Source organism: uncultured Lamprocystis sp., assembly GCF_903933125.1.
In the GTDB taxonomy this organism is placed as follows: Bacteria; Pseudomonadota; Gammaproteobacteria; order Chromatiales; family Chromatiaceae; genus Thiodictyon.
In genome coordinates, this window is record NZ_CAIZIZ010000441.1 from 1 (window position 1) to 20961 (window position 20961).

The following is a 20961-nucleotide window of genomic DNA, read 5'->3' on the forward strand; positions in this document are numbered from 1 at the left end:
ACAGCAATTCCAAATTTGGGCAGCATCGCGCAGCCCCCCTGGTGGATGCGGCGCGCACGACCGGCGTGCCGGGTCCCTGACACCGAGCGGCGCGCCTTATCCACCCTACAGCGGGCCGGTTTTGTAGGGTGGATAAGCGTAGCGCATCCACCATCAGCTACAGCGGGCCGGTTTTGTAGGGTGGATAAGCGTAGCGCATCCACCATCAGCCTCGCTGCCGGCCCGCTCTCGGCGGGCAGCCACCCAAAATTGGAACTGCTGTTGCGTCCAATCGTTACTTGCACTGACTCTCAATAACGCCGATAATGCCCGGTTTTCCGCGATTCCCCTCTGCCTGACCCCCTCCTCGGACGCTCTCCCCGGATGCACTCCAGGCACCACCTACTCTGCGAGGTCCCTCATGGACTCCCCCAAGACGACCGAGGACGCCGGCGACACGCTGGCCCAGGCCAACCCCGAACTGACTGATCAAACCCCGGCTGAACCCGACCAGGATGCGAGTGTACCGACCGCTCCGTTCACCGAGCCGGACGACGACACACCGAGCATCCAAGAGCCGGACACGCACGAAACGGAGAGCGACGCGCCGGAGATCCGCGAACCGGTCACTGACGAACCGCCGGTCAAGACCGCGGACAGCGGTCCGGGCGCGACGGATACCCAGCCCATGGCGGCGGCATCCGAACCCGAATCCGCCGACCTGCTCCCAGCCGACGGCTTTGGCGACCTGGGTCTGGCGCCCGCGGTCGCCCGCGCGATCGCCGAGCTGGGCTACGAGTCCACCACCGCGATTCAGCGCGAGTGCATCCCGCATCTGCTGGCCGGACGCGATCTGCTGGGCCAGGCGCAGACCGGCACCGGCAAGACCGCGGCCTTCGCCCTGCCGCTGCTCTCACGGCTCGACGCGAACTGCCCGCTGCCCCAGGTGCTGGTGCTGACGCCGACCCGCGAACTCGCGCTCCAGGTCGCCGAGGCCTTCCAGCGCTACGCGCACTATCTCAAAGACTTCCAGGTCCTGCCAATCTACGGCGGCCAGAGTTACGGGTTGCAGGTGCGCCAACTCCAGCGCGTCCCCCAAGTCGTGGTCGGCACGCCGGGGCGGATCATGGACCACATGCGCCGCGCCACCCTGTCGCTCAGCGCACTCAAGACCCTGGTCCTCGATGAAGCCGACGAAATGCTCAACATGGGCTTCGCCGAGGACATCGACTGGATCTTCGAGCACACCCCGCCCGAACGGCAGGTCGCCCTGTTCTCCGCGACCATGCCTCAGGAGATTCTGCGGGTCGCCCGTGATCACCTCAACGACCCGGTCGAGGTCCGGATTCACTCCGCCACCGCCACCGTCGACACCATCGACCAACAGCATTGCGTAGTCACCCGCTTCCACAAGGTGGACGTGCTGACCCGCATCCTGGAACTCGAGACCTTCGATGCGATGCTGATCTTCGTCCGTACCAAGGGCGGCACCACCGAACTGGCGGACCGGCTGCGCTCTCAGGGATTCGCCGCCGAGGCGTTGAACGGCGACATGAATCAAGAGATGCGTGAGCGCACGGTGGAGCGCATCAAGGGCGGTAAACTCGACATTCTGGTCGCCACCGACGTGGCCGCCCGCGGACTCGACGTCGAGCGGATCAGCCACGTGGTGAACTTCGATATCCCCACCGATCCCTCGGCCTATGTGCATCGCATCGGCCGTACCGGCCGGGCCGGACGCACCGGCAAGGCGATCCTGCTGGTCGAGCCGCGCGAGCGCGGTCTGCTGCGTTCCATCGAGCGGACCATCCGCCGCTCCATTCCGGAGATGAATCCGCCCTCGGCCGCCCAGCTCAGCGCCTCGCGCATCGACCGGTTCACCGCTCAACTGCGCGAGACCCTGACGGAGCAGGACCTGGACTTCTTCTACCGGCTGATCGCCCGGATCGAGAAGGAGCAGGAGCTGAACCTGCTGGACATCGCCGCCGCCGCGAGTTACCTGATCCAGCGCGAGCGCCCGCTCGTCGTGAAGGAAACACCGCGCGAACCGCGGCGCGACAACTACCGGGAGGGCGGCTACGAGCGCCCGCGGCGCCAGGACGGCCCCCGCGCGTTCGAACGCCCGTTCGAGAACCGGCCCCGGCGCGATCAGGATGACCGCGGCCCGCGGCCCGCGCGCGATGCCGCGGGCGGCGAACGCCGCTACGATAACCGCACCGAGCGCCCCGCACCCGCCTATAACCGGGAGCGCGCGCCGGACCGCGACGACCGTCCACCGCGGCCCGACCGCGGCGGCCAGCCCAGCCAGGTGCCCTATCAGGGCGAGCGCGCCCCGCGCCCGGATGAGCGCCCCTTCCCGCGCGACCGGGAGGGCCGCGGCGACCCGCCCCGCTTCGACCGGCCGGTCCGGGATGATCGTGGGTTCCGGCCCGAGCGCGACGCCCGGCCGCCGTTCCGGGACCAGGGTTCGGCCCCGTTCCGCGAGCGCGACGGCAATCGGGACAGCGGGCGGAGCGACCCCCGCGACGACGACCGCGGCAACCGCTTCCCGCAAGGCGAGCGTGACCGGCCACAAGGCGATTATCGCGATACGCCCCGCGCCGATACCCGCCCCCCGCGCGACCGTGATGACCGGGGACACCGTGATCGTCCGGACCTGATCCCGCACCGCATCGAGGTGGGACACCGCGACGGCGTCACCCCGCGCGAGATCGTCGGGGCCATCGCCAACGAGAGCGGGCTGGAAGGCCGGTTCATCGGTCATATCGATATCCAGGACGACCATGCGATCGTCGACCTGCCGGCCGGCATGCCGCGCGAGATCTTCAGCCACCTGAAGCGGGTCTTCGTCCGCGGCCGGGCGCTGCAAATCTCCGTGCTGGACGGCCCGCCCCGCCCGCCGCAGCCGCGCCGCGATGATCAGGACGGCCGCCCCCCGCGGCCGCGGGATGACGGGCGGGCGCCGGCCCCCCGGCGCTTTGGCAGTGAGGACGGTCCGCCGCGCGGGCCGCGACCGGATCAGGGCTTTCCGCGCAAGCGTCGGGACTGATACCCCGCCCCTCGGGTCAGCGCAGCCAGCCGGCCGCGCTGTTGGGTTCGACCAGCGGTTATCTGCCTTTGTAACGAGTCAGCAAGTAAGTGAAACAACGAATATAGCCATCGGACGTGATAACCGGACGTAGGGGCGGGTTTCAAACCCGCCCCTACATGAAGGGTCTGTCCGGATATCAGGTAGGAAGGCTATACCCGCGTTGTCGTTGTCGTTGTCGTTGTCGTAATCGTAGTCGGATAAGCGATTCAAGTTCGGCATGAGCAGCCTGCTTTCTGTCCGGTTTCGATTCGCTCACCACTTGAGCGATCTAGGCCGCCAAGGGTTCGAAGGGCTTCGATCGCCACGGACGGAACCAACGCAGCCTCGCGGGGATCATCAAATCGATTACGATTACGACAACGACAACGACAACGACAACGACCGGGACGCCAAAGGCGTCCCTTTAGTGAACTATTCCTGATCCGCACCCTGGCAGCTATGCGAGACCCTGATACCTCAAGCGACAGTCTGGCGGAATTTTTGGCACTGGAGGGGCGGATCGGCCGCACCCACCTGCGCCAGCGGCTGGGTCTGGAGGGCGACCACGAGGTCTTTTGCTTCGCCCGTCCGGGAGCGCATTTTTTCTATCCGGAAAACTGGTACTCGGTTCACGGCTTCATCCGCACCAGCTTGCGCCTGGCCGGTCTCTATGAGCGCGCCCAACGCAATGCCCGAACCATCCGACTCACCCACAACCAGCTCACCATCGCCGGCCTGCCGCGCCCATTCGAGGGATTGCGGCTGCTGCACCTGAGCGACCTGCACACGGACCTGGACCCCCGCATCACTCAGGCGATCTGTGAGCGCCTGCGCGGGCTGGAATACGACCTGTGCGTGCTCACCGGGGATTACCGCGCCCGGACCTATGGCCCTTTCCAACCCGCACTGGACGGCCTGGCACTGATTCGTCGCTGCCTGCGGGCACCTATCTACGCGATCCTCGGCAACCATGACACGATCCGGCTGGTGCCGGGTCTCGAAGCCATGGGCATCAGGGTCTTACTGAACGAATCGGTGCACATCGACCGGGCTGGCGCCGTGCTTTACCTGGCCGGCATCGACGATGCCCATTACTATCAGGTCCACAATTTTCATCAGGCCACCGCCGCCATCCCGCCCGACGGCGTCGCCCTGCTCCTCTCACATACCCCGGAAGTCTATCGCCAGGCCGCCCACGCCGGTTTCCAGGCCATGCTCTGCGGGCACACCCATGGCGGTCAGATTTGCCTGCCCGGCGGCTATGCGCTGACCTGGGACGCCCGCTGCCCGCGCCGTCTGGCGGCCGGCGCCTGGTCCTACGGGACCATGAGCGGCTACACCTCGGTTGGCGCCGGCAGTTCGGTGGTCAACGCCCGGCTCAACTGCCTGCCCGAGATCACGCTCCATGAACTGCGGCCATGAGCAGCGACGCCCCAGCAACGGCTAAGGCCCCGGCGGGTCTCGCATGATGGAGCATCTGGCCCAGATCCTCATGTTGCTGAGCGTTGCCGTCGCCGTGGTCCTGGCGTTTCAACAGGTCCATATCCCGACCAGCCTCGGTTACTTACTAGTCGGCGTCATTCTCGGGCCGCACACGGCGGGACCAACGGTCCATGTGCCGGAGTTCGAAGCGCTCGCCGAGTTCGGTGTCGTCTTCCTGTTGTTCACCATCGGTCTCAACTTCTCCTTACCCCAACTGCACGCACTCAGGCATCAGGTCCTTGGTCTGGGAACCGCACAAGTCGGCTTCACGACGGCCGTCGTCGGCATCACCGTCTGGCTGGCCGGGCTCCCGGCCGCCGCGGCGTTCGTAATCGGAGCCGTGTTCGCGCAGTCATCGACGACCATCATCGGCAGCCAACTGGCCGAACAGGGGGAAGAGAACAGCCCGCACGGCCGGCTCGGACTCGCCCTCTCCGTGTTTCAGGACATCACGGCGGTTCCCTTTCTGGTGGTCATCCCGGTCCTGGGCGCGGCGGTCGGTGCCGGTGTCCTGGCCGGCGCACTCGGCTGGGCGATGATCAAAGCCGTGGCCGCGTTCGCACTCGTCTTCTTTGTCGGCCGCTGGTTGCTGCGCCCGTTGTTCCATCTGGTCGCCAAGCGGCGCTCCGCCGAGTTGTTTACGCTCGCGGTGCTGCTGGTGGCATTGCTGGCGGCCTGGACCACCAGCAGTCTTGGACTGTCACTGGCATTCGGTGCCTTTCTCGCCGGCATGATGCTCGGCGAGACCGAGTTCCGTCATCAGGTGGAATCCAGCATCCGACCGTTTCGCGACGTGCTGCTTGGTCTCTTTTTCGTCGGTATCGGCATGCTGATCGATCCCGCTGCCATCCCCCGCATCTGGCACTGGGCCGTGTTGGGCGCACTGCTGATCCTGATGAGCAAGACACTGATTGTTGCGGCGATGGTGCGCAGCAGCGGCATCGACGCGGTGACTGCCTGGCGCACGGCGTTAGTCGTGGCCGTGGGCGGGGAGTTCGGCTTTGCCCTGCTCGCCATCGCGCTCGATGCCAAGCTCATCGAACTGCACCTGGGCCAGATCGCACTGACCTCAGTGCTCTTCGCCATGATCGCGGGCGCCCTGCTGATTCGCTTCAACCAGGCCATTGCGACGCGATTGGCCGGCATCGGACACAGCCAGACGCACGGATTCACCGAGCCGTTACCGCAGGCGCCGACACCGCAGGTCTTGATCGGCGGTTATGGACGCGTCGGACACGCCATCGCGATCCTGCTGCAAAGCAGCGGCGTTCCATTCATGGCCTTTGATACTGACCCGAAGCGGGTGGCACAGGGCCGCAGCGCGGGTCATCAGGTCTTGTACGGCGACATCTCCGACCCCGAACTCCTGGCGGCGGCCCACGCGGAACGGACCTCGTTGATCGTCATCACCGTCGACCGTTCAGCGACCGCGTTACGCGCCGTCTCCGCACTGCGCGGTGCTTGCCCCCAGGTCCCGATCATCGCGCGGGCACGCGACCTCGAAGCAAGCGCTCAACTGCTTGACGCCGGCGCGACCCATGCCTATCCGGAAGCAATTGAAGCGAGCTTGCGCCTGGGGGCGACGGCCCTGCGGATGCTGCATGTTCCGGGTGACGATATCGATCTGATCCTCCAGGGCGTCCGTGACTGGGGATACCTGCCCGTCGTGGAAGAAAAACAGGAACCCGGCTCCTAGCAGTTTGTCGGACTTGCAGCGTAAGAACTTGATTATAGAAGATAAAAAATTTGCGCCAAAAAAGCTGAAACTCTTTAACTTCAATCGGTTACCTCATCAAGTCCGACAGGCTGCTAGCCCAGGCAGCGAAGCGGCCTTGCCGTCGCGCTGCGGCGCATCGCACAGCGGATCACGGGGGCGCACTCAGCGCCGTCGCCGTCCGGCCAGCCACTTACCCACCGGGGTCAGCACCAGGTCCAACACCACGAAGGCACCGATGGCCAAACCCAGATCGACCCAGTCGAGACCCATCGCCTCACCAACCAGCAGGGCCGGCAGCAGCGTCTCGGGCAACTGATCAAACACCGGCACCGACGCACTGGAGGCGAGCCCCAACCGGCGCTTGGTGAAACTCGCCAGCAAATCGCCGGCCATGGCGGCAAGGGCGATGGTCAACCCCAGACTCCAACCGCACCCCAGGATCCAGGCAGCGACCGGTGTCAGCACCAGGGCCGCGGCCAAGCCCCGCCAGGTCTTGGATCGTCCGAAGACCGGCCGCCCGTCCCGCCACACCCGCCCCCCGTCGACTGGTCTGGCGGCAGCGCCGAACAGCAGACCCAATATGACCGGAGCCCCGTTGGCCAGCAGCAAGAGCAGCAGCAATATAAGCGGCAGACCGCAGTGGGGCGGCATCTGAACACCCAACATTCAGCGGAGCGACGATATCGTTTTCGTACCTGATATCCGGACAGACACGCGTGTAGGGGCGGGTTTAAAACCCGCCCCTACGTCCGGCTATCACGTTCGACGGCTATAGGAGGGGGCCTATCCGACCATCCGGACGTCGCTCAGTCGGGAACGAACAACTCCGCCTGGTAGCCGGCATCGACCACGGCGCGAATCAGGGGCTCCGCCGGCACCTGACCTTCGATCAGTGCCATGCCGGTTTCCAGTTTCACCGCGGCACCCTCAACGCCGGGGACCGATGCCAGCGCCCGCGAGACGGCGCGGGCGCAGTGCTGGCAGGTCATTCCGGTGACCTTGAGTTCGATTGTCATCAACATTGCTCCAAGTACAGGTAAGCCGCCGCCGGTCGGCGGCGGGCAAAGCGGTCAGCGGGCAGCCATATAGCGCGCGGCCCCAAGCAGCGGCGTGTCCCCGCACAGGATCACCCGCACCGGCATGCGGCGCATCAGCGACTCCATCCGGCCCTTGGCGAAAAAGCCTTCCAGAAACCGACTGCTGCGCAGCGCCTCCAGATTCTTGGGGGCGATCCCCCCGCCCAGATAAACACCGCCCATGGCCAGGTGTTTGAGGCCCATGTTGCCGGCCTCGCGTCCATAGAGTCCGAAGAACATCTCCATGGTTTCGACGCAGATCGGACAGCGGCCGGCCGCGGCGGCGGTCGCGATGGCCGCCGCCTGATCCCCCGCGGCGAACGCGGCGGCCAGCCAGTCGGGGGTCACCGTCTGGCGCCATGTGAGCAGAAATGCATAGAGGTTGGCAATCCCCATTCCGGAGACCACACGCTCCCAACTCACCCGCCCGAAGCGCTGTTGAAGATGACGCAGCAGAGCGAACTCCCGTTCATCCACCGGGGCAAAATCAGTATGGCCGCCCTCGGTGGCGAAGGGGTGATGGCGGACACCATCCCAAAAGAGTCCGGCCTGACCCAAACCGGTGCCGGCCGCGACCACACAGGCATGACCGACGCCCGCCGCACCAGGGTGCAACTCCGCCAGGTCATCCGGACCCAGGGCCGGGACCCCCCAGGCCACGGCCTCCAGGTCATTGAGCAGCCCGACACGCTGGAACCCCAGCGCCCCCTCCAAACGGTCCGCGTCGACATCCCAGGGCAGATTGGTGGTCTTACTGCGCCGCCCCTCCACGGGTCCGGCGATGGCGAAGGCACCCAGCGGGCAGTCGGTCGCCGGGGTCTGCCCGGTTTCTTCCAGGTAGTGGCCGACGATGGCTTCCAGTGAGGCAAACGCGCCGCTCGGATAGCGGCGTTGACCGCGGAGACTCACCCCCGACCCATCGATCACGGCCACCCCGAGCCCGGTCTTGGTACCACCGATATCGCCGACCAATACGCGCATGACCCAGCCTCCGACTGTCGAATCGAATCGTCCCCGACGCCCGCGGGCGCGCGGAACCGATCATGAAGTCGGAATCATAACAAGACGGGGCGGGGCGGCGAAGCCGCAAGCAAGGGGTCGGACCCAGCGGCAAGCGCAACCGGAAAGGTCGGAGCGGTCCCGCATCAATGACGCGGGACCCGCGCGACTTACTTGCTGGTCTTGGGCGTCGTCTGACTGGCCGCGGGGGCCACCACCGCGGGGTATCCATAGACCGGCGCGCCCCAAGCAAAGGGGAACCCGTAAGCCGCAAAGGGATAACCATAGCGACTGTAGGGGTAGCCATAGCCACCGTAAGGATAGCCGTATCCACCATAGGGGTAGCCATAACCACCGTAAGGATAGCCGCCATACCAGGGCGAACCCCAGTTACCCCAGCCCGGACCATCCCAGTTGCCGGGGAACATGCCGAAGGGGCCAGACCCCCAGAACGCATTGGCTGAGAACGAGACCAGCGCGGACGCCCCGGCGACGGCGGCAGCAATGCGCAGACGTTGTGCTCTAGTCATCACATTCCTCCGAAAAAACATACCGATGACGGGCCGGGCGACCGCTGCCCGACCACGCGAGCAAGACTAGTCTCCATGACGACCGGATTGATCCGTTTCAAAGCGGAACGGCGCGGCGAACAGGCCCCGCGGGGTGGTCAGCAGAACCCTTGCCTCCCAGAGCATCCGGGCACGGACGCAGGTGGGCAACATGCCGCCACCCCGATAGGCTCCTGAGCCCACGGGTGCCAGCGATGGCCGGTTGTAGCCCATGTTCATGTCGATGCCGGCAAAGTCCACCGCGACCGCGCTGACCTCTAAACCCCGGATCGCGACCCGCAGGACCAAGGGGCGGGTCACCGGGATGCCGCGCGGCTCCACGTCCAGTGTGACCTCGCCACCGCCCGCGAAACCCGCGGTGCAGGGTCCGGCGCGCACATCACAGCCGGGTTCCGCGTGGGCCAGCACGAGCGGCGCGGGGACGAGCAGGGCTCTGAGCCTGACCGCAACCACACCCACCATCGCGGCCGTCACCAGCGCCACCAGCGCCCAGAACGCACGGCGACGCATGTCCGAGTGACCCGTCAGGCCCCCTCCGATTGCCACGACTGGCGTTTGCGATAGATGGTGGACGGACTGACCTCCAGCAGCACGGCCGCGCGCGGGATATTCCCCTCGCAGAACGCGATGGCCCGCTCGATCGCCTCTTTTTCGATGACATGCAGCGGCCTGATCTCCTGCGTGTCGGTCTCGATCACCCGCGACGCCGGGGCCACCGGCGACGCGGCGCGACCGGTGAACCGATTCAGCGGCGGCGGCAGCATCCCCAGGGTGACTTGTTCCGCATCGTAAAGCACCACGACGTTGCGCAGGACATTCTGCAACTGGCGGATGTTGCCCGGCCAGTCGTACTCCAGAAAGACCGCCTCGACCTCCGGGGCGAACTCCCGGAACGCCTTGTGCTCCTCCACGGCGAACTTGCGCAGGAAATGATTGGCCAACAGCAAAATGTCTTCCACCCGATCGCGCAGGGCGGGCAGGTGGATCGGGATCACGTGCAGGCGATAGAACAGATCCTCGCGGAACCGTCCCTCGTCGACCTCCTTCTGGGGATCGCGATTCGTGGCACAGATGAAACGCACGTCCACCTTGACCAATTGGGTCGCTCCGACCCGCGCAAAAGACCCGGTCTGCACGAAGCGCAGGAGCTTGGTCTGCAGTTCCAGGTCCATCTCTCCGATCTCGTCGAGGAACAGGGTCCCGCCGTCCGCCATTTCGGCGGCGCCCTCCCGATCACGCGTTGCACCGGTGAAGGCCCCGCGGACATGGCCGAAAATCTCGCTCTCCATCAGATCGCGCGGGATGGCGCCGCAGTTCAGCGGGATAAAGGGCTTGTCCCGGCGGTTGCTTTGCCGGTGAATCGCCTCGGCACAGACCTCCTTGCCGGTTCCGCTCTCCCCGGTGATAAAGACCGTGGCCTTGCTGGGTGCGGCGCTGTCGATGATGCGGTAGACCGCCTGCATCGCCAGCGATGAACCGATGAATCCGTGGTAATGGTCACGCTGAAAGTCGTCGCGAATTTGCTCGACCAGCGTATTAAGATTTTGCCGATCCACCGCGTTGCGTAACGTGACCTTGACGCGTTTTGCGCTGAATGGCTTCTCGATGAAATCGAAGGCACCGTAGCGCATGGCGTCGATCGCCACATCCACCAACGCATGACCGGTGATGATCACCACCGAGGTCGGGATCTGCCGGTCATGGATGTGCTTAAGGATGTCCATCCCGTCCATATCCGGGAGCTTCAGATCCAGCAACAGGGCCTCGGGCGGGTCCCGCTCGATCTCCGCCATGCCGCTTTTACCGTCGCCGACATGCTTGACCTGATAGGGCTCCCCCCGCAGATAGCTGCGATAGACCTCCGCCAGGGCGGGGCTGTCCTCGATGATCAAAACTCTGGGCTTACTGGTGGACATGGATATCGCCTTACCCGGCGCGTGCGCCGCGGCCGGGTATGTCAGGGCCGTCACGGAACGCCTTCAGTCGCGCCGCGGTGCGGGGCACTGTGACCTGTCCTTATGACGGATCAAGGGGTGCAAGGATGATGACGGTCGCGTCGTCCCGCGGGGTCTCCCCGGCGACTGCGAAGAAGGTCGCCATCAACGCGTCGGCCTGTGCCGCGAGCGGGGCCCCCAGGCCGTCACAAGCCGCGGCGAGCAGATCTTGTTCCAGAACCTTGCGACCGGGCCCGGAAACGGCCCCTTCAAACAGGCCATCGGTAAACAACAGCAGCCGCTCACCCGCCTGCAACTTGAGCGAGAGAGTGTCGTAAACCGACTCCGACTGCAACCCCGGCAGCACGCCCCCGATGTCGAGCTGATGGGCGCCATCGGCATCCAACAGCAGCGGCGCCGGATGACCGGCACAGGCGATCTCGACCCAGCCGGAAGGGGCCAGGTGCACCACCACACAGGTTAGCAGACTGTACTGGTTGAGTTTGTCCTCAAAGACGCGCTGCGAGATGGCCCGGCACAACTGGGCAGGGTCCCAGGCATTCGGCCGGGAGTGCAACAACCCGCCGACATAGCCCGCATGGGCGTGCGCGAAAAATTTGGCGGCGACCCCATGGCCCATCACATCGACCAGCACGACACACGCATGATCGGCGCTCGACGTAAACGAGATGAAGTCCCCGCCACCGGCCTCGGCCGCCACCGAGCGCACCGCCGCCTGCCAGCACCCGAGTTCCTGGGGCAACTTGGGCTTCAGGGCCTCGGTGATCGCCGCATCGATACGGTGACCGAGCCGCGCGCGCACGCTGCGGCTGCGATACAGGGTGCGCTGGATCGCCGCGATCAGTTGGCGTCTGCGGATCGGCTTCAGCAGAAAATCATCGATCCCCAGCAGATCGGCCTGCTCCCGCACCATTTCATCGCGGGTTTCGGTCATGAAGATGAAGGGCACCAACTCGGTGGCCGGATCGTCGGCCAGCCGACGGCGCAGCTCCAGACCATCCATTCCCGGCATATGAATATCGGCAAGCACCAGATCAGGCGGCGCCCGCCGCAGCTGCTCCATGGCGACCACGGGTTGAGAGAACGGCATGACCTGGTAAGCATCGGAGAGATAGGCAGTCATCACCCGCAACTGCGCAACGTCATCATCGATCAGCGCGACGCTGACGCTACTCTCGCCCAGGCTGAGGCGCCACCGGTTGAAATCGCGCGCCGACGGACGCGGCTCGTAGAGCGCATCCGGAAACATGGCGGCGACCAAGGCCAGTCCTCTGCCGTGATCCCGCGCGAGATTGCACTCTCCGTCGATATCGGCCGTGCTCAGACGCTCCCGCCAATTCTGCAACGGGGCGCCATTATCAATGATCTCCAAGCCCCACTTGCCCCGTTCACGCGACAGCCGCACGCGAATCCAATCCGGCATCGGTCGACTGTGTTGCACCAGATTCGTCGCCAGCTCGGAGACCGCTACCAGGATTTGGCCCTGTCGCGCCTCTGACAAACCGGTGCAACCCAAACCCATGCTGACTTTACGCCGCAACTCGCGCACCCCCTCCAACGTCGGAGGGACCTCGAAGGTCTGCAGATTGCTGCGTATCATGGCGCCAGAAAGGGATAATCGGCACACAACCGAACGCTGGTGGCAGCGACCAGACGGCGCAGTTCCGGCAGCAGCGCAGCGAGACGTTCACACTCCCCCGCGCGCCCGGCCTGCTCCAGATCGTACACTAGGTGACGCAACGCCATCGCCCCGAAAGTCCCCGCGCTCCCCTTGAGGGCATGCGCCTGGTCGGCAGCACCTTGCGGATCATTGGCACTGACCCGCGCTTCGAGTAGACCCGCCCGGCGCGCACTCTCCCGGAGAAAGGTCAAGAGCAGCTCGGGCAGTTGGTCACTCCCCACGTCTTCCTCCAATTGAACCAAGGTTCGCCGATTCACCAGCGGCGGCGTCACGCCGGGGCGCGCTTCCAGGCCCCAGGTTGGGTCATCCGCCGCCTCAACCCAATGACTCACCGCCTCCAGCACGTCGGGCAGATCGGTCGCTGTGCTCAGAAAGCCATCGATTCCGGCGGCGCAGCATCGGTCTTTGTCCGCCGCGCTGGACGTCCCCGTCATGGTCAGAATCGGCATGTCCCCGCGCGGGTGCGGCAAGCGCCGAATGCCACGCGTCGCCTCGACGGCATCCAATCCAGGCATCGTCAGATCCATCAGGATCAGGTCGTAGCGGCAAGCGGCGGCGGCCTGCACCGCGCTGCGCCCGTCCGCAACCTCATCCACGGCATAACCGGCCTGCGCCAATACCTGGCTGGTCAGCATCCGGTTGGTACCGCTATCCTCGACGAGCAGAATCCGATGGTGCGGGTCAATCGTGCTCACAGGTACGGCTCCGGATAGTCAACGACGTTCACTGCTGCGGCCGGGCCACCGGCGTCTGGTTCACCGGGATCACACTGGTGATGCGCAACAACAGTAACAGGTCCATCGGCTGGCCGGTCACTCCCACCAATGCCAGCGCCCGTTTCTGGCCCATCAGGCGCTTATGCAGGAACACCAGTGCTCCGGCCCCAGAGGAGTCCATAAAGGTGACACCACTGAGATCGACGATCACATCGCCAGCCTCGTCATTCACCAGACGTTCGAATTCAGAGCGGGTGACGGGAGCACTCAAGGCGTCGAATTCGCCCTCCAGCACGATCACCGCCGCATTTCTTTCTTGCTTGAATACATTAACTTTCACGTCACTGCTCCAGATCGAATCGAAACCTCGTCGGCGACGCGGGCGCGGCAACGGCCGCCAGAGCCGCCGCGGACGGGCGCCGCGGACACACACCCGCCGCGCCGGCCTGGCGGCCGCTCACTACCCGACGGCGGATATTCACGTTTCCGGGATCTCCGGGGCCGCCCCACCCGAAAGTTCCACCTTGGCCCGATGCCGGCGCCCGCGCTCCAGGCCCAGGAGGTAACGGGCTGATCCAATCAGACCGACCAAGTGGCCCTGCACCAGATAATGGAGCGCCCGCAGCAGCCAAGAAACCCGCTCCGGACCGACTCTTTGTACCACGAAGGCAGTCGAATAGACGAATCATCCCCGCAAAAATAGACCACCGCAGGCGCGCCGAAGTGGATGGGCGGGATAGCCGACCAGGAGGCAACGCCCGGCCAGGCGCACGTGGCTGCCCAAGACCACCCGTATACCGACGGAAACGGTATTATGCCGGCCGAAATCCACGTTCGATCGCACCTCCAGACTCGGCGTCACCCGCCCGCTGGTCCATCAGGAGGGGGTGATTCCGGAGACGCGGCAGTCCGCTCCAAACCTGCACTTTCAACCGATCAAACAACGCCGGTCCGACGCAAACTGTCCGTGCTCGGCGGTCGGTTGACTCGTCAACGTTCTGCATGATCGATGGCGCATCATGCGCGCACCCCCGGATCGGACGTTGCCGAGGTCAGGAAGCAGCTTATCGGTGACGACGGAGCAGTAGTTCCCGAATGCGGCGCATCAGCCGCGCTTCAATAGCGCAAATCCGTCAACCCGTTCGGACTGAACAGATTTCCGAAATCAGTCGGCTGATCGATCACATTCGGATCACGATTGGTTGCAAAGTAAACACGCATCGCTCGGTCCTCTTTGGCTTCGGCGGCGGCCCAAGCGCCCCAAATCGACCCGCGGGCGAGCCGGAGAGAACCAGATTTCCAAGCTCCTGTCAATCGACCGGGCACACCGCACCTCGACAGGTGCGGCGCCACGCGGGATCAGTTTGCAAACAGCCGTAGACATTGGTCCGGTTCAGTCTGCCCGAGATGAAATATTCCAGAGCGCGCGACACGCCCGACCAAACCACGTCGGGCGATTCGCCCCATCGCATCCTCATCCATGGCCCAACTATGCCACGCACCTGACACCGGTGCTGCGTCTGCTCGGCGTCCGCTGTATTTTTTCGCCATCTCCGCCGTCGAAGGTCTCAGCAACGCCTATCTGGAATGTCTCAACCAAGGGCTCCTGCCGATCACCTACACCGACATCCACGACCCGCTGTTCGACACCATGGCCATTACCGACGTCCTGATCCGCATCCCCGCCGACGACCCCGCGCACGGTCCCGCGGCCCTCGCCGTTGCCTTGGCCGATGACCACTGGTCCGAACCGCTCGCCAGGGATCTCCAAGCGCGGGTGGCCGCCGGCTTCGGGCTCACCGGATCGCCGATCGACTGCTGGCGCTATACCGCGACCCGGTTCGGCAAACATGTCAGCGGTCAACCGCGGCCACCTGTGCCAGGAAGGCATACACGATCCGGCAGAAATTCCACGCGCAGCAGTCCGACGATTGTCGGCACGACCGGGCGACGCGCCGCCGGCGCTTTTCCCGACGACCTGTTCGCCGGGAGCGGAATTGAGTAACCTTCCCGCTGAATTGTGCGACGCCCCCGGAGTTGTCCTTACGCTTCCGCGCGTCCTTGAGATCCTGCGCGTCGAGGGGCCCCGGGACGGACTTTCAGGTGACCCCGAGCGCCGGCCCCCTGCAGCATCGCCCCGAGCGGCCCCCAAACGGTGGCCATGGGGACAACCGCGCGCTTCACGGTCACGCCCGACCCGGGCTACCGGGCCAGCGTCGCCGGTAGCTTCGGCGGCACCCTGGTCGGCAACGGCTATACCACCAACCGCGTCACCGCCGACTGCACGGTCGCGGCGAGCCTCTCACCCCTGGACACAGATGGCGTTGGTATCGCCGATGGGCCTGCCCAAGACAGGCGAATCCGGGCCAGCAGGATGCCGACGGCGATGGGGTGGGCGATGCCTGCGACAATTGTTCGGCCGTCGCCAACCCAGGCCAGGAGGACGCCGACAACGACGGCATCGGCAACGCCTGCGACGCGGACTATCGGCCGTTGTGCCCGGCATGCCTGCCCAGCCGCGGCGGCTGGCGGGCGATCTTGAGAGCGCCTGAGCCATGAGGGGGGCTCCGGACCGCGCCGTGGACAACGCGATGCCAGGCCGCCCGCGTGGCGGTACTGGTCTGGGTCGGTAGCGGTTGAGCGGGTCGGCCTATTTGCAGAGGGGTTAAAGGCTGAGGCATACCCTAAGAAGAACTCCGTATCAACAGTGACCAGCCGCGCCGCAAGGCGCGATGCTGGGCTCGTAGCGCACGCTGACCCAGGCGGCATTCACATCCGCTGGAATACGCGGCCTTGCCAGCCCGCACTGTCCCCGATATCCCCAAAAACCACTTGACACTCCGGTTATCTTGGAGGAAGCTCCCCCATTATAAAATTTGAAAAAGAGTCCGCCGATGGACGGATCAGCAGACCCATCCCTGCGGCACGGTCTTATCCGGTACCGGGCCGTCGGCGCATCGCGCCGGAAAGGTGACCATGGTGTCCGTCGGCCGGCGGCGCCCGCAACGGGTCAACTCATCCCGAACATCATCCGATAAATTGTCGACATGGATGGGTCTTTATTTAAATGAAGTGCTGGATATCTGAGATAAGGTTGCATATTGCTGCTGCCGCCGTTGCCGTCTTTCTGGCCACCTACTGGTTGCCGCTGACGATTGATTTCGGTTTGATTGCACTGACCCTCGGCGCAACCGCCGCACTGCACTTTTCACCGGAATCGCGCTTTCGTCTTTGGCCTTGGCCTAATGCCTGGATAATCGCTTTTGCGGCAAGCTTGGTACTGTCCATCCTATTGTCTGGCCACCCACAACGAAGCCTGCTGCTGAGCTTACCATTCATTCCTGCCACACTGCTCTACCTGCTGCTGTCGCGTTACGTCAAGAAGGGGCGCGGAATCACAATCGTTCAAGCTGGATTGAGCGCCGGGGCGGCCCTTATCGCCGTCATTGTGCTGCTAGGTAGCGTCTATCAGCGGACCGATCCAACGGGGTTGATCAAATCCTTGGCGCTCCCGATCCTTGTGGTTCCCAACGATCTCCTGGTGCTTGCGATCTGCATTCCATTGATCCTGGGCTGCGCACTCGCAACCAAGCAGGCGTTTCTTAAGCTGTTTGCGGCAGCGTCGATAATCCTGAGTCTCGCCGCCATGGTTATGGTCAACAGCCGTTCTGCTCTATTGGCCTCGGCCTTCGGGATCTTTATCGTGGCGGTTTTCCAGCGCGTGCGGTGGATGTGGATATCCCTGATCGGCGCCGCCGCTGGACTGCTCGCCCTCGACGGGGCTCGCGGCTTTCCGCTGCTGTTGAAATTTGCCCAAGCCCCGCAGTGCGATCCACGTCGGCCCCTGTGGGCCGCTGCTGTACGGCTATGGACAGAGCATCCGTTGCTCGGTTATGGGATGCACAACTATCGGGAACTCTACCGGGATCGTATCGAATCCTTCACGCTCCCAGCCTGTGCGATGGGGGACGAAAGACTCACGCCCTGGCCACACAATCTCTTCCTGGAATTACTATCGAGTCAGGGTGTGATGGGAACACTGCCGTTCGCAGTACTAATCGTTTGGGGTGTCAACCGTTCTTATCGGGCGGCGTGCCACGTGAATGATCCTGACCGATTATTTGCGGTTGGGCTCTTAGGGAGCTTCGGGGCCTTCATTTTCGCCTCGCTAATAGAACTCACCTTCCTCCGTTACTGGGTCATCATCATGGTCGCTACCCTGATCGGTTTGGCCGCGGCGCTCAAACAACCATCCACACCCATTGCAGGAGCTTACTCGTGAACATCAGGCCCAGTGCCAGTCGCCTCGTGATGCTGATTGCCATAATCGCCAGTGTGGCCGTGCTGACGATCTTCCCGGAGGCCAAAGCTGTCTTATCCGGCCAGGATTACGGTTACTACGATGATTACAGCGATTGCTGCACATACCTCCCCAACCGGGGAGGCTGGCGATCGACCATCAATCAATGACCATTGCGCGACCTTCAACCGAACCGAGGAGAATATCGAGATGCCGAAACCAAACCTGAGTAAATCCCTTACAGCGGCTGCCCTGTTAATCGTAAGCGGTACTAGTATGGCCGCGTCGGGTGTCATCGCAACGGCTACCGTGACAAAAGTATTAGTCGACGGCGGCCCGCCGGAAACCAACTACGGCGGTTGTATGGCCGCGCTCTCGGTGTCCCCCTCCACTATTCTGCCAACCTGCGCTAGCAATTGGGTTACTTTCAGTTGTACTGGTAGCTTTGCCACAAACATGGTGCAGGCTTACCATCTATTAGACCAGGCACAGTTAGCGCTGGCCCTTGGGAGGCAAGTAAGCGTGTATATCCGAGACGATCAGAAACACAATGGTTACTGCTTCGCCAGACGCATCGACATAAAATAGGAGTGTGATAGCGGTGCTGTCCCGTCGTTCGATGGTGCGGCTCGGGATCGGGGGAGCCACGGGGTTCGTCATCCTCTACTCTTGGTCAGTGATCACCCAATCTCCGGCTCCCCCGCTCCCTTCGTCTGCGATGGCGACCGACTCCAGGTCCACGGATGGGCGCTCTTCCGAAGCCCCGTCAAATGCCTCAATGGCGATTTATCGGCCGGAAAAGCTAGGTTCGAACCTGCCTAGAGACTACCCGATTCGCCTGATGGAAACATCAGCGGTGCACCGGAACCCGCGGACCGCTGCCGCGACCCCGTCAGCCCGAACATCAGTCATTGACACACCCCCGGCGCTTGAGGCGGCGGACGACTTCGCCCCGCCGATCGAGATCGGTGCAGCGCTGGATGTGGACGACCCCTTCTCCGAGAGCAGATCCTCGGAGATTACCGAACTTGAGGAAGTCGATGAGCGACTTGATGCAGACGATTCGTGGGCGCTGGAGATGATCGATGATGAGCAAAGTCCAGTGATGTCGGGGCCTGAACTCGATGTCGATGCTGGTAGTGTCGTGGATTTGGACGATGTTCCGGTCGAGATCGGTCTGCCGTTAATTGCCGACGGCCTCGATCGTTGAGGACATCGTACCTTGTTGCCTGCTCGCACTCACATTGACGCAGCAATTCCCAGAAAAATACAACCTTCGAAAACAGTGACTTCAAGTAACCGTGGCGGGTCGCCGCGATCAGTCAGCCGCAAGCGGCGCGGCGGCGTCGGCTTCGAAACCGAGACCTGCGCCTGAAGCGTACCCGCGCACTACCGGCGCACTACCCGCGCACCTCAGCGCCGCACCCGGCCAACCGACAGTGATTGACCTCTACGGTCACATGCAGCAGGCCGGGTATCGAGTCCAGCAGCGCCCGATAGTGCTCCACCGGGCGCGGCTGATGGGTGACCAGGGAGACGATACAGGCGCGGCCGGCCGGTCCGACGCGCCAGATGTGCAGATCGGCCACCTGATTATCCGCGTCGGATTCGATGGCGGCGCGCACCTGGTCGGCGATGGCGGTGTGGTCACCGGCATCCAGCAAATCGCGCGCGCTCGCCCGGGCTAGATCCCAGGCCCAGCGACTGATCAGCGCGGCGCCGATGATCCCCATCAACGGGTCCAGGAACGCCCAGCCATACGCCATCCCCAGGCTCAGCGCGACGAGCGCCAGCACCGAGGTCAGGGCATCGGCGATGACGTGCAGATAGGCCGCCCGCAGGTTATGGTCCTGACTCGCCTCATGGTTCGCATGATCATGGGCGTGACCGTGGTCATGCGCGTGATCATGACCCGGTCCGGCGTGACCCAGGAGCCAGGCCGACAGCAGATTGACCGCCAGACCCAGGGCGGCCACCAACAGCGCTTCCCCGTAATGGATCGGCACCGGGTCGATCAGCCGCCCCAGCGAGGCGCCCAACATCCACAGGGCGCCCGCGGCCAGCAGCAAGGCGCTGGTATAACCGGCCAGTGACGACACCTTGCCGGTGCCGAAGGTAAAACGGGGGTCCGCCCCGTGCTGCCGCGCGAAAGCATAGGCATAGGCGGCGATGCCCAGCGCGGCGGCGTGGCTGCCCATATGCCAGCCGTCGGCGAGCAGGGCCATGGAGCCGGTGAGCCAGCCGGCGATCAACTCGCCGGCCATCGCCGCCAGGGTCAGGCCCACCACCCAACGGGTGCGCTGCTCGGCGCGCCGCTGCGCCGCGTGACTGAAGTCGTGGGTGTGACTCCACGCACTCGGGTCATGGGTCAGCGGAGCGCGATCTTCCGTCAGGTTGGACATGGCCATGATGAGAGGTCTCCACTCGCAAGATCATTGAACACCGGCATCGTCGCCAACCACGACGTCGGTCCGCAGCCCCGTTGCGCGGACTGAAAACCGTTACGCAGACCAGTGCCCTCGGCGCCCCGGCGGTCATCCTGCCCGCGCGCATTGAAGGGCGGCGCAGGCAAGCGACTGTTCAATCAACCGGCGGGCGAAGGTCCAGTCGGCGGGCTGGCCGGCACCGGCGGTCGGTAAGAACACCTCGATCCCAAGGTAACGAAACGCCTCGTTCTCCCAGACGGACCTGGGGATCACGGTGTGGGCGGACAGCAGGGAGTCGCTGACGCGCGGCGGGTCATCCGGAGCGGCGAGCAGCACCCCCCGCACCAGCTCGCCCGACGGCGGCGGCTGAGCCGGGCCGCTGTGGTCGAGCAAACACGCCAGCAGGTGCCGATCGGCACTGATCAGGTCGGCGCAACGCCCTGGCTCGTTCACCCCGGCATGCAGATCCAGCAGCAGATCGTAGTGTCCGCGTACCTGCGCCAAGACTTGCAGATACAACTCCTGGTGGTTGGTGCGGTAGTAGAACGCCTGATCCGGGCTGGGACGCGCCCCCGAGACACCCGCCGGAATGCGCAACAAGGTCAGGTGCGACAGGTCGAGCCCGGCGGCCACGGCCTCGCCAAAGGCCAGTTCCTCCCGGTGGATACCGATGACCAGGACCGCCCGCATCGGTGGCTGCCCGGCGAACTCAAGCCGCCGGGCTGCCGACAACCGAGGGTGGGGAGGTCGCACCCACCCACTCATAGGTCTCGACACTGGCCTGGTCGCACTTGCAGCACCCGCTGGAGCAGGCGGCGCCATTGGCAATGCGGCGCACCCGGCCCTTGCGCTCCAGGGCCGCCAGCATCCCGCGCAGGGCGTCCTCACTGGTCTCGAAACGCAGCGCCATGTCCATCAGCGGCGCGCGCTTGCGCTCGGTCAGATACGCGGTGAGATCGGCAAGGATCATCTCGAGTCTCCTGTCTTAGTG

20 protein-coding genes and 1 pseudogene are annotated in these 20961 nt (G+C 64.5%); 8 read left to right on the forward strand and 13 right to left on the reverse strand.

The genetic code is table 11. The features are described from left to right. Positions 1-400: 400 nt before the first annotated feature. The 3 genes from QZY03_RS23540 (at position 401) to QZY03_RS23550 (ending at position 6227) form a co-directional block, all read left to right on the forward strand. Positions 401-3028 (forward strand): DEAD/DEAH box helicase, encoded by a 2628-nt coding sequence (locus tag QZY03_RS23540; RefSeq protein WP_295585149.1) that lies wholly within the window; start codon positions 401-403, stop codon positions 3026-3028. A 480-nt stretch (positions 3029-3508) separates the two neighbouring features. Beyond that, a complete protein-coding gene (locus tag QZY03_RS23545) occupies positions 3509-4471 on the forward strand; it encodes a metallophosphoesterase (protein ID WP_295585151.1) in 963 nt (320 codons plus the stop codon). Positions 4472-4514: 43 nt separating this feature from the next. Continuing rightward, positions 4515-6227 (forward strand): cation:proton antiporter, encoded by a 1713-nt coding sequence (locus QZY03_RS23550; RefSeq protein ID WP_295585153.1) that lies wholly within the window; start codon positions 4515-4517, stop codon positions 6225-6227. A gap of 183 nt (positions 6228-6410) precedes the next feature. Here the strand turns inward: QZY03_RS23550 and QZY03_RS23555 are convergent, their stop codons facing one another. From QZY03_RS23555 to QZY03_RS23600, 10 genes are all read right to left on the reverse strand, one after another. Continuing rightward, positions 6411-6899, reverse strand: a complete 489-nt coding sequence (locus tag QZY03_RS23555) for a CDP-archaeol synthase (protein WP_295585155.1) — start codon at positions 6897-6899, stop codon at positions 6411-6413. A gap of 155 nt (positions 6900-7054) precedes the next feature. Continuing rightward, the gene (locus QZY03_RS23560; RefSeq protein WP_295585157.1) at positions 7055-7264 is read right to left on the reverse strand and encodes a heavy-metal-associated domain-containing protein; all 210 of its coding nucleotides are present in this window, start codon (positions 7262-7264) and stop codon (positions 7055-7057) included. A 54-nt stretch (positions 7265-7318) separates the two neighbouring features. Then, positions 7319-8305, reverse strand: a complete 987-nt coding sequence (gene glk, locus QZY03_RS23565; RefSeq protein ID WP_295585159.1) for a glucokinase — start codon at positions 8303-8305, stop codon at positions 7319-7321. 188 nt (positions 8306-8493) lie between these two features. Next, positions 8494-8853 carry a sulfur globule protein CV3 gene (locus QZY03_RS23570; protein WP_295585161.1) on the reverse strand — a complete coding sequence of 120 codons (360 nt, stop codon included), beginning with the start codon at positions 8851-8853 and terminating at the stop codon, positions 8494-8496. 66 nt (positions 8854-8919) lie between these two features. Further along, on the reverse strand, positions 8920-9402 hold the full coding sequence (locus QZY03_RS23575; protein ID WP_295585163.1) for a hypothetical protein: 483 nt from the start codon (positions 9400-9402) through the stop codon (positions 8920-8922). A gap of 14 nt (positions 9403-9416) precedes the next feature. Beyond that, positions 9417-10808, reverse strand: coding sequence for a sigma-54 dependent transcriptional regulator (locus tag QZY03_RS23580; protein ID WP_295585165.1), 1392 nt, complete (start codon positions 10806-10808; stop codon positions 9417-9419). A 100-nt stretch (positions 10809-10908) separates the two neighbouring features. Further along, positions 10909-12447, reverse strand: a complete 1539-nt coding sequence (locus QZY03_RS23585) for a SpoIIE family protein phosphatase (RefSeq protein WP_295585167.1) — start codon at positions 12445-12447, stop codon at positions 10909-10911. Next, positions 12444-13223 (reverse strand): hybrid sensor histidine kinase/response regulator, encoded by a 780-nt coding sequence (locus QZY03_RS23590; protein ID WP_295585169.1) that lies wholly within the window; start codon positions 13221-13223, stop codon positions 12444-12446. The genes QZY03_RS23585 and QZY03_RS23590 overlap by 4 nt, the downstream gene beginning before the upstream one ends. A 28-nt stretch (positions 13224-13251) precedes the next feature. After that, the gene (locus tag QZY03_RS23595; protein WP_295585171.1) at positions 13252-13584 is read right to left on the reverse strand and encodes an STAS domain-containing protein; all 333 of its coding nucleotides are present in this window, start codon (positions 13582-13584) and stop codon (positions 13252-13254) included. A 138-nt stretch (positions 13585-13722) separates the two neighbouring features. Next, positions 13723-13908, reverse strand: coding sequence for a hypothetical protein (locus QZY03_RS23600; protein ID WP_295585173.1), 186 nt, complete (start codon positions 13906-13908; stop codon positions 13723-13725). Between the two features lie 816 nt (positions 13909-14724). On the opposite strand from QZY03_RS23600, the gene QZY03_RS23605 reads away from it, so the two are divergent. The 5 genes and pseudogenes from QZY03_RS23605 to QZY03_RS23625 all read left to right on the forward strand — a co-directional run bounded on the left by QZY03_RS23605 (position 14725) and on the right by QZY03_RS23625 (position 18754). After that, positions 14725-15249 (forward strand): hypothetical protein, encoded by a 525-nt coding sequence (locus QZY03_RS23605; RefSeq protein WP_295585175.1) that lies wholly within the window; start codon positions 14725-14727, stop codon positions 15247-15249. Between the two features lie 365 nt (positions 15250-15614). Then, positions 15615-15803 (forward strand): annotated as a pseudogene (locus QZY03_RS23610) (thrombospondin type 3 repeat-containing protein); the annotation flags it as partial. Between the two features lie 535 nt (positions 15804-16338). Next, on the forward strand, positions 16339-17526 hold the full coding sequence (locus QZY03_RS23615; protein ID WP_295585177.1) for an O-antigen ligase family protein: 1188 nt from the start codon (positions 16339-16341) through the stop codon (positions 17524-17526). Continuing rightward, positions 17523-17714: a hypothetical protein gene (locus QZY03_RS23620; protein ID WP_295585179.1), complete on the forward strand. Its 192-nt coding sequence runs from the start codon at positions 17523-17525 to the stop codon at positions 17712-17714. Before QZY03_RS23615 ends, QZY03_RS23620 begins: the two co-directional genes overlap by 4 nt. Positions 17715-18322: 608 nt before the next feature. Then, the gene (locus tag QZY03_RS23625) at positions 18323-18754 is read left to right on the forward strand and encodes a hypothetical protein (RefSeq protein WP_295585180.1); all 432 of its coding nucleotides are present in this window, start codon (positions 18323-18325) and stop codon (positions 18752-18754) included. A 190-nt stretch (positions 18755-18944) separates the two neighbouring features. Here QZY03_RS23625 and dmeF read toward each other — a convergent pair whose 3' ends face one another. The 3 genes from dmeF to QZY03_RS23640 form a co-directional block, all read right to left on the reverse strand. Then, on the reverse strand, positions 18945-19952 hold the full coding sequence (dmeF, locus tag QZY03_RS23630; protein ID WP_295585182.1) for a CDF family Co(II)/Ni(II) efflux transporter DmeF: 1008 nt from the start codon (positions 19950-19952) through the stop codon (positions 18945-18947). 126 nt (positions 19953-20078) lie between these two features. Beyond that, on the reverse strand, positions 20079-20660 hold the full coding sequence (locus tag QZY03_RS23635; protein ID WP_295585184.1) for a hypothetical protein: 582 nt from the start codon (positions 20658-20660) through the stop codon (positions 20079-20081). 19 nt (positions 20661-20679) lie between these two features. Next, the gene (locus QZY03_RS23640) at positions 20680-20940 is read right to left on the reverse strand and encodes a FeoC-like transcriptional regulator (protein WP_295585186.1); all 261 of its coding nucleotides are present in this window, start codon (positions 20938-20940) and stop codon (positions 20680-20682) included. Positions 20941-20961 lie beyond the last annotated feature (21 nt).

What these genes read in the sequence shown, in the direction of transcription:
- QZY03_RS23545 (WP_295585151.1), top strand. Translation starts at nt 3,509, where the DNA reads ATGCGAGACCCTGATACCTCAAGCGACAGTCTGGCGGAATTTTTGGCA.
- QZY03_RS23540 (WP_295585149.1), top strand. Translation starts at nt 401, where the DNA reads ATGGACTCCCCCAAGACGACCGAGGACGCCGGCGACACGCTGGCCCAG.
- QZY03_RS23580 (WP_295585165.1), bottom strand. Translation starts at nt 10,808, where the DNA reads ATGTCCACCAGTAAGCCCAGAGTTTTGATCATCGAGGACAGCCCCGCC.
- QZY03_RS23605 (WP_295585175.1), top strand. Translation starts at nt 14,725, where the DNA reads ATGGCCCAACTATGCCACGCACCTGACACCGGTGCTGCGTCTGCTCGG.
- QZY03_RS23585 (WP_295585167.1), bottom strand. Translation starts at nt 12,447, where the DNA reads ATGATACGCAGCAATCTGCAGACCTTCGAGGTCCCTCCGACGTTGGAG.
- QZY03_RS23625 (WP_295585180.1), top strand. Translation starts at nt 18,323, where the DNA reads ATGGCGATTTATCGGCCGGAAAAGCTAGGTTCGAACCTGCCTAGAGAC.
- glk (WP_295585159.1), bottom strand. Translation starts at nt 8,305, where the DNA reads ATGCGCGTATTGGTCGGCGATATCGGTGGTACCAAGACCGGGCTCGGG.
- QZY03_RS23555 (WP_295585155.1), bottom strand. Translation starts at nt 6,899, where the DNA reads ATGCCGCCCCACTGCGGTCTGCCGCTTATATTGCTGCTGCTCTTGCTG.
- QZY03_RS23550 (WP_295585153.1), top strand. Translation starts at nt 4,515, where the DNA reads ATGATGGAGCATCTGGCCCAGATCCTCATGTTGCTGAGCGTTGCCGTC.
- QZY03_RS23640 (WP_295585186.1), bottom strand. Translation starts at nt 20,940, where the DNA reads ATGATCCTTGCCGATCTCACCGCGTATCTGACCGAGCGCAAGCGCGCG.
- QZY03_RS23570 (WP_295585161.1), bottom strand. Translation starts at nt 8,853, where the DNA reads ATGACTAGAGCACAACGTCTGCGCATTGCTGCCGCCGTCGCCGGGGCG.
- QZY03_RS23575 (WP_295585163.1), bottom strand. Translation starts at nt 9,402, where the DNA reads ATGCGTCGCCGTGCGTTCTGGGCGCTGGTGGCGCTGGTGACGGCCGCG.
- QZY03_RS23635 (WP_295585184.1), bottom strand. Translation starts at nt 20,660, where the DNA reads ATGCGGGCGGTCCTGGTCATCGGTATCCACCGGGAGGAACTGGCCTTT.
- dmeF (WP_295585182.1), bottom strand. Translation starts at nt 19,952, where the DNA reads ATGGCCATGTCCAACCTGACGGAAGATCGCGCTCCGCTGACCCATGAC.
- QZY03_RS23560 (WP_295585157.1), bottom strand. Translation starts at nt 7,264, where the DNA reads ATGACAATCGAACTCAAGGTCACCGGAATGACCTGCCAGCACTGCGCC.